The sequence below is a fragment of the Terrisporobacter sp. genome, assembly GCF_017888745.1.
GTDB lineage: Bacteria > Bacillota > Clostridia > Peptostreptococcales > Peptostreptococcaceae > Terrisporobacter.
The window spans coordinates 1-7,723 of sequence record NZ_JAGHFM010000092.1 but is presented as its reverse complement, the minus strand read 5'-3'; the positions used below and the strand labels follow the sequence as shown (position 1 = coordinate 7,723).

The following is a 7,723-nucleotide window of genomic DNA, read 5'->3' as shown; positions in this document are numbered from 1 at the left end:
TTTAATCTTATATATTATAAACCTAAAAGTTATTTAAAAAACTCTATGGCACTATACACATTACTTTTTGTAATGTTTTTCACATATATATTTCAAATATCAACTTTATTTCCTTTGGATAGTAGTGAACTTTATCCTTATGATTATATATGCTTGGGATATGAAAATGATAAAGCTGAATTTGAAAATATAAAAAATAAATTTGATATTGAAAGTGAGATTTATCCTGTAGCTAGGGTAACTGTACCTGGAGGAGAAGATGGTGGGTATGGAGATTTTTACAAAACATTACCTATGGGACATCATCTTGGTATTTCAGAAAGTACTTATGAAAAGTTAACTGGTAAAAATATTAACTTGAAAGATAAGGAAATTTGTATTTTGTACCAAGAAGATAAATCTAATAAAGCTCATCCTTTAGATTTTTATGCAATTAGATCAAAGCCACTTATAAGAATTGGTCAGCCAGAGCGTTATAATCCTGGGCATAGAAAAACTTTTTTCAGTTTAGATTATGATGTAGTTGAGGAGAAAAGAGAAGTAGTATTAGGTAGACTTACAAATGTCATGTATGAAAATATAGTTGTTTTTTCAGATGAACATTTTAATAGTGAGTATAAGAAAACTGATGGTATCAAATATTTAATGACTATTAATAGTAATATGAAAAACGATAAGAGTTTAGAAAGTTATTTAGATAATTATAAACAAACTCATAATGAAGAAAGACAGATTGATGGAACTGTGCAGTCTGTGTATAAAGGAAAAGATTTATATGAAGCTTTTCAGGGGGAAAAGATATTTAAGCTAATTATAAATTTATCAATTCTTGTTACTTTTACAATTGCCAGCATTATAATTGTTTTTGTTCATGTTTTTGGAAATATTTCATACTATAAAAATCGTTATGAAATACTTAGTTATTTAGGAGAAAAGAAGAAGAAAACTAATCTTACAATAAAAAAAGAAATATTTTTATTTGCAATGGGTCCATGTATATTAGCAATACTTACATCATTAGTATTTGTAGGAATATCAATAAGCATGCGTGGATTTAATTATTTTGAAATAGTCACAAGTACTAAAGTTTATATGAGTATTATGTTATCTTTTTTACTTGTATATGGTGTATCAACTTTTATAATATATCGCTTTTTAATTAAAGATATAGGAGGTAAGTGATTATGGAAATTATAAAAGTAGCTGATTTAAAAAAATCATTTGGGAGTGTTGAGGTTTTAAAAGGATTAAACTTCAAGGTTGAAGAAGGCGAGCGCATAGCAATTATGGGTAAGTCTGGATGTGGGAAAACTACATTATTAAAAATGTTAGGTCTTATAGACAGTCCAACAGAAGGAGCAGTTTATTATAAGGGACAAGATAGAAGCATTTTGTCTAGTGATGAAATTTCAGAAATGAGATTAAATGATATAGGATTTGTATTTCAAGATTTTCGATTATTAGATAGTTTAACTATTCAGGAAAATATTATGTTGCCTATGATAATAGATAGAGAAGAAGAAAATGTTATGTTAGAAAGATGTAACTATTATGCTGAAAAGGTAGGTATAAAACATTTATTAAACAAGAAACCATCTCAAATTTCAGGTGGTGAAAAACAAAGAGCATCAATTTGTAGAGCTTTAATAAACGATCCAAGTGTTATTTATGCAGATGAACCTACTGGAAGTTTAGACTCAAAAACTGGAGAGATGATAATAAATATTTTGGTTAATACAAATATTGAACTTAATAAAACTCTAATAATGATAACACATGATCCACTTATTGCAAGCTATTGTAATAGGGTAATATGGTTAAAGGATGGCATGTTAGCAGATGAAATTAGAGAAAATGATAGGGAAAAACTATACATGAAAATTATTGAGAAGATGAGAAAACTATAATTTATTTTCTTATTACTACTTAATAAATTAAATATAGTCTATGTTAAACAAAAAATTATATTAGTCTATAAAAAAGAAGCTAGAGGTAAAATTCCTTCTAGCTTCTTTTTATGGGATTTTAGCCATTCTTTTCAGAATAGGCTTAGTGGGATTTAAGTTTGTCTAAAACATAAACTTCAAGAATGATACTTAATATATTCCCATTTAATTGCCATTTAAAACAAAATTTCTAAAATTTGTATATTTATTGAAAAGCAATAATATTGCAAGATATAGATAAATTATAATTGATTCTATGTAGAATATATGGATATAACTATTAGTGATAGTAACAGTACAAAACCTTAAGCAAAGGGTGTCCCAAAAATGTCACAGCCTTTATGAGGTAAATTGATAGAGAACATATTGTCAGTAATAAAAATTTAAAATAATGTGATAACAAATGATATTTTATTCGTTATATATTATATAAAGGTATTATATAAATTTTGTGATAATAATTGAATTGTGATAACTTATGAAATATATATAGCAGGTTTATATGGCATGTAATGAAAATAATTATATACATAGGTTAAAAAGGGGTAAAGAAGATGCTTTAGAGTATATAGTTGATAAATATTTACCTTTGGTAAAAGGGATAATTTATAAGGTACTTTCGCCTTTAAGAAATAAATCTATTATAGAGGAATGTATAAACGATATTTTTCTTTCAGTTTGGCTTAATAGGAGTAAATTTACAGGGGAAAGTTATGAATTTAGAAAATGGATAGCTGCAATTTCTAAGTATAAGGCAATTGATTATTATAGAAAAGAAATTAAAAAATTAGAAATATCATTAGATATTATTAAGATGGAAGACGATAATTTACTAGAGGATGAAATTATTACGATGGAAAATCAAGAAGAACTGATGAATGCAATTAATTTACTTGATCCAATGGATAGAGAAATATTTATTATGAAGTTCTTCTTAGGATTTAAGTCAAAAGATATAGCTACAAAATTTAATGTTACAAAGGCTAGTATAGATAATAAGATATGCCGAAGTAAGAAAAAAATCAAAGAAAACTTAAAAAATATTAGATTGGAGGCTATATAATATGAAGGATATATATGAATTATTAAATGATATAAATATAGATGAAAATGAATTTGAAGAAATAGAGGTTAGTGAAATAGAGAAAATTAGAGTTAAAAGTAATTTAAAAAAATCTATACATAAAAAAAGTAAGTGGCAAAAAGCTACAATTGCTGCTAGCTGTGGTCTTATAAGTTTGAGTATTTTGGGTACTATATTTCCTTCATATGCAAGGGATATTCCAGCAGTTGGTGATGTAATTCATACAGTAGATACTATTAGAGGATATTTCTTAACCAATGAAAATGGTGAAACTTATGGAACTTTTATTGAAAAAGAAGATGGTGAGTATGAAGAACCTGACTTAATGGCAGTAGTAGGATTAGATAATGTGGAAGGATATGTAAGAAAATCAGATTTATATAATGAAGCAAATCAGCCAAATAGTCCAGAAGAAGCAATTGAATACCAACGAAAAAGGGATGCTGAGGGGCCTAGAATAATACCTGTATATAAAGAAGATGGTGTAACTGTAATAGGAAAATATAGAATTGATTAAAATTAGAAAATTATATTTTATCTTAAGTACTTATTAAAATTTAATCTACTAGATTTTTACGATTTTTAAAAATTTATATATTAATTATTTTTTTAAAAAAGTATTGACACAAAAAAAATATGATAATATAATGAAAAAACGATATGGAAATTCTATGAAAAAGAGAGTAGCATGATTTAATTTTACAGAGAGCTTAGGATGGTGGAAGCTAGGCATTGAGGATTATGTGAAAAGAGCTTTGGAGAAGACTGCAGGAAATTAAGTATGGCAGTAGGTGTTCTCGCCTTAAGAGATTGAGTGGGTAAGTTTTTTACCAATAAGAGTGGTAACGCGGAGATAGTTCGCCTCTTGGATTTTATTCCAAGAGGCTTTTTTAGTTGTAAGGAAAGTTATAAACTCCAACTTAGTTGCTATTACTTATATTAAGGTTTGTATGAAATTTACCAATAAGAGTGGTACCGCGGAATTTCGCCTCTTAGCATATATGCTAAGGGGCTTTTTTAATAGAAAAAATCATGATTTTCAACTATATAAAATAAGGACTAATATTTAGACTAATTTATATACAAATAATTTTAGGTTCTTATTAATATGATGTGTTTGGCACACCATCATACACAAATTAAAACTTTAATTGAAGGAGGAAAAATATATGGAATTATTACAATCTAAAAAAGATAAAAATATTAAAATAACCAAAAAATCTGAAAATAGTATTAAAATACCACATACTTTAGTAATTATTGCAGCGATTATTATGCTAGTATCAATAGCAACTTATTTTGTACCAGGAGGTGCATATGAAACAGTAGTCAATGAAGCTGGTAAAACTATAGTTGTAGATGGATCATTTAAATATGTAGAAAGTCAGCCACAAAATTTATTTAAAGTACTGCAAGCACCTATACAGGGAATGGTAGATGGAGCAGAGATAATAGCATTTTTATTTGCTATAGGTGGAGCATTTAATTTAATAGCAGCAACTAAAGCTATTGATTTTGGAATAATCAGAATAGTAAATTTATTTAGAGGAAAAGAGATTTTATTAATACCAATTATTACTTTTACATTTTCACTAGGTGGAGCGATATTTGGAATGAGTGAAGAGGCAGTTGCTTTTATAACAATATTAGCACCACTTACTTTAGCTTTAGGATATGACAGTATTGTAGCAGTAGCAATTACTTATTTAGCTTGTGTACTTGGATTTTCATCAGCTATGCTTAATCCATTTACAGTAGGTATTGCACAATCTATAGCAGGTATACCAATGTTTTCTGGAATAGAATTCCGTAGTGTTGTATGGTTTATAACTACTGTAGTAGGTACTTTATTTATAATGATGTATGCGATGAAAGTTAAGAAGAATCCAACAATAAGTCCAGTTTATGATAGCGATCAAATAAAACGTAAAGACTTACAAAAACTTGAAGATAAACCAGGTGATTTTACTATATCTCATAAAATAATTTTATCAACACTTGCCTTATCTATAGGAGTAATAATATGGGGAGTTTTAACTCAAGGATTCTGGATATCTGAAATAGCAGCAGTATTTTTAGCAGTAGGTCTTATAAGTGGAATAATTGGTAAATTATCAGCAGATGAAATGGCAACTGAATTTATAGAAGGTGCAAAAGGTATGATTGGACCAGCAGTTATGATAGGATTTGCGAGAGGAATAATGATAGTAGCTGAAAATGCTAGTATTATAGATACTATTTTATATAATCTATCAAACTTGTTAGGAAATTTACCATCTTTACTTGCAGCATACTTAATGTTACCTATACAAATGTTTATAAATTTCTTTGTAAACTCAGGTTCAGGACAAGCTGCTTTAACAATGCCAATATTAGCACCACTAGGTGATTTAGTAGGAATATCTCGTCAATTAACAGTTTTAATATATCAATTAGGAGATGGTTTCTCTAATGCTATGTTCCCTACATCAGGAGTATTAATAGCATGTTTAGGTGTAGCAGGTGTACCTTATACTAAATGGTTAAAATGGATAATACCACTACAAATTATATTATTCATACTAGGAATAGTATTTATAACAGTAGCATCATCAATAGGATGGGCTTAATAAGAAATTAGGAGGAATATAAAAATGAAGGACATATTATTTGAAGAAGGACAAAAAATACATGCAAAATTATGTGAAATAAGTGATTACATTTACAACAATCCAGAACTTGGAAATCAAGAATATAAATCTGTTCAAGTATTAACTAGTTTTTTAGAAGAGCATGATTTTGAAATAGAAAGAGAATTATTAGGAATAGAAACTGCTTTTAGAGCAATTTATGATAGTAAAAAAGAAGGACCAACTATAGGTTATTTATGTGAATATGATGCCCTTCCTTCTATAGGTCATGGATGTGGTCACAATATGATTGGCGCTATGTCAGCAGGAGCAGGTGTTGTTTTAAGTAAAGTAATTGATGAAGTAGGAGGACGTATAATAGTGTATGGTACTCCAGCAGAAGAAACTAATGGAGCGAAGGTTGTACTTGCAGAAGAAGGTGTTTTCGATGAGTTAGATGTGGCAATGATGGTTCATCCAGCAGATGTAACAGCTAAAAGTGGAACGTCTATGGCACTTTATCCGTTACAATTTACTTATAAAGGAAAAACAGCTCATGCAGCAGCTTGTCCAGAAGATGGAATAAATGCTTTAAACAGTGTTATACAATTATTCAATGGTATTGATGCTCTACGTCAACATGTTACTCCAGATGTTAGAATGCATGGAATTATTACTAATGGAGGAGTAGCTGCAAATATAGTTCCAGGTGAAGCTACAGCACAATTTTATTTTAGAGCAGATAAAAAAGAAACTGTAGATGATTTATTAGTAAAAGTTAAGGCTATTGCAGAAGGGGCAGCACTTATGACAGGTGCAACTCTTGAGATGACAAGATATGAATTACCTAATGATAACTTAGTGACTAATGAAAATTTATCAGAAGCATTTACTGAAAACTTAAAAGCACTAGGAATTACTGATATCAAGGAGTCAAGACAAAGTGGATCTAGTGATATAGGAAATGTAAGTCACAGAACTCCTACAATACATCCTTTTATAGGGATTACAAGCTGTAGTGTAACAAGTCATACTGTAGAGATGGCAAATGCTACAACAACTAAATTAGGTCATGAAAGATTATTAACAGGATCTTTAGCACTTGCTTATACTGGGTATGATGTACTGACTAATAAAGTTAATTTATAAAATTTTATATTATACAGCTATTTTTATTTAGATATGTAAGTGATGAAAATAAAACTCTGTAATCATAATATTTAAATCTATTACATGAAATGTTAAAGAGTGATACAATATAATTAGACAACGTGTAGTTTGCTTAGGGGAACGTAAGTCCAGTTGATGCAAACTGCACGTTTTTTTAGTGCTTATAAGAATCATTTTTATTTTTAAGTATAAATAAAGAATAATTTTATGTAAGTAACCATCAATACTAGAAGGAAGGGATTATAAATGTTTAAGGTGGATGATATAATTTTATATGGTACAGAGGGAGTATGTAGAATTAAAGAAATTACATCAAAGAAATTTGGCGATTATGTAAATGATTATTATGTTTTAGAGCCTGTTTATGGGATACATTCAATATTATATGTACCTATAAAGAATAAAAAATTAACATCAAGAATGAGGCATGTCTTATCTGTAGATAAAGTTTACGAACTTATAAAAGCTATGGAGGATGTGGATGATGTTTGGATTGAAAATGAAAAATTACGCCAATCTAAATATAAGGAAATAATTTCTCAAGGGGATTATGACGAAATTATAAAAATTATCAAATCATTATACTCACATAAACAAAATCAAATAGCTTTAGGAAGAAAGTTTCATAAAGCAGATGAAGATCTACTAAATTTTGCGCAAACACTACTTCATAATGAATTTGCCCATGTCTTAAAGATAGAGCCTGAAGAAGTTTTACCATTTATTCTTGAAGAAATGAAAATTACTAGTAAAAACAAAATGTAAAATTTTTCTAAAAAAATTAAAGAATAGATTGAATTATCAGAAAAATAGTGCTACTATTACTACTATAATAAAACATAGTAAAGGCTATGAAGGAGACAAAAATACAATGGTGTTAAATACAGAGAACTAACATTTGGTGAGAGTTAGAT

At 28.4% G+C, this 7,723-nt stretch carries 7 protein-coding genes and 1 other annotated feature; all 7 genes read left to right on the top strand.

The features are described 5' to 3' along the window. On the top strand, positions 1-1,182 hold a 1,182-nt coding region (locus J7G74_RS04740), incomplete at its 5' end, for a hypothetical protein (RefSeq protein ID WP_297132504.1). Positions 1,183-1,184: 2 nt separating this feature from the next. Further along, on the top strand, positions 1,185-1,907 hold the full coding sequence (locus tag J7G74_RS04735) for an ABC transporter ATP-binding protein (protein WP_297132501.1): 723 nt from the start codon (positions 1,185-1,187) through the stop codon (positions 1,905-1,907). A gap of 541 nt (positions 1,908-2,448) precedes the next feature. Then, a complete protein-coding gene (locus J7G74_RS04730) occupies positions 2,449-3,009 on the top strand; it encodes a sigma-70 family RNA polymerase sigma factor (protein WP_297132499.1) in 561 nt (186 codons plus the stop codon). A gap of 1 nt (position 3,010) precedes the next feature. Continuing rightward, a complete protein-coding gene (locus J7G74_RS04725; protein WP_297132497.1) occupies positions 3,011-3,547 on the top strand; it encodes a hypothetical protein in 537 nt (178 codons plus the stop codon). A 145-nt stretch (positions 3,548-3,692) separates the two neighbouring features. Next, positions 3,693-3,899, top strand: a binding site (T-box leader). 300 nt (positions 3,900-4,199) lie between these two features. Then, positions 4,200-5,639, top strand: coding sequence for a YfcC family protein (locus J7G74_RS04720; protein ID WP_297132494.1), 1,440 nt, complete (start codon positions 4,200-4,202; stop codon positions 5,637-5,639). A gap of 24 nt (positions 5,640-5,663) precedes the next feature. Next, complete coding sequence (locus tag J7G74_RS04715; RefSeq protein WP_297132490.1) at positions 5,664-6,788, top strand: M20 family metallopeptidase; 1,125 nt, start codon at positions 5,664-5,666, stop codon at positions 6,786-6,788. A gap of 267 nt (positions 6,789-7,055) precedes the next feature. After that, positions 7,056-7,574, top strand: a complete 519-nt coding sequence (locus tag J7G74_RS04710) for a CarD family transcriptional regulator (protein ID WP_297132486.1) — start codon at positions 7,056-7,058, stop codon at positions 7,572-7,574. The last annotated feature ends 149 nt before the right edge of the window (positions 7,575-7,723 follow it).

Excerpts from the sequence above, each read along its gene's own strand:
- J7G74_RS04730 (WP_297132499.1), top strand. The coding sequence starts at position 2,449 with ATGGCATGTAATGAAAATAATTATATACATAGGTTAAAAAGGGGTAAA.
- J7G74_RS04710 (WP_297132486.1), top strand. The coding sequence starts at position 7,056 with ATGTTTAAGGTGGATGATATAATTTTATATGGTACAGAGGGAGTATGT.
- J7G74_RS04715 (WP_297132490.1), top strand. The coding sequence starts at position 5,664 with ATGAAGGACATATTATTTGAAGAAGGACAAAAAATACATGCAAAATTA.
- J7G74_RS04720 (WP_297132494.1), top strand. The coding sequence starts at position 4,200 with ATGGAATTATTACAATCTAAAAAAGATAAAAATATTAAAATAACCAAA.
- J7G74_RS04725 (WP_297132497.1), top strand. The coding sequence starts at position 3,011 with ATGAAGGATATATATGAATTATTAAATGATATAAATATAGATGAAAAT.
- J7G74_RS04735 (WP_297132501.1), top strand. The coding sequence starts at position 1,185 with ATGGAAATTATAAAAGTAGCTGATTTAAAAAAATCATTTGGGAGTGTT.